Source organism: Desulfobulbus alkaliphilus (genome assembly GCF_016918545.1).
Taxonomy (GTDB): Bacteria; Desulfobacterota; Desulfobulbia; order Desulfobulbales; family Desulfobulbaceae; genus Desulfobulbus; species Desulfobulbus alkaliphilus.
Window position 1 is genome coordinate 1 of record NZ_JAFFQC010000224.1, and the last position, 452, is coordinate 452.

The window sequence follows — 452 nt, forward strand, 5'->3', positions numbered from 1 at the left end:
GTTCTCTGAGTTGGTGTCGGCCCTGGCCTGCGCCGCGGTGGTCAATGCCGCCGGTGGGGAGCTGCTGACCGCCAATGCCACTGCTTGCGTGATAGCCGATGGCTGCATTGGGGAAACCGTCACCGCAGAGGTGGAGGGGGTCCATCTGCCTTTGTGCTGGCATCACGACAACGAGCACCGCAATGGGCAGTTACCGATCCGCCTCGCCGATGTGGCCGGGTGGCTGGCGCAGCTTGTGCTGCAGCGGGTCGCTGGCTGGTGTGGGGTGGCCGCTGCTGACCTGACTGCCCGGGATCTGTGCTGGTGGGCGACCGTCTATAAGGTGCTGCCTTCATTGCCGGATCCGCTGCTGCGCTCTGCCTGTCGCCTGGCACCCATCGAACCGGATCGGAAGTGGTCGCCCCGTGGTAACCGGGAGACCGATGCTCGCTATCGTGATCATCGCCTTGAGG

1 pseudogene is annotated in these 452 nt (G+C 65.3%); it reads left to right on the forward strand.

The window, feature by feature from the left end:
* A pseudogene (locus JWG43_RS18245) lies at window positions 1–452 on the forward strand (DUF968 domain-containing protein); the annotation flags it as partial.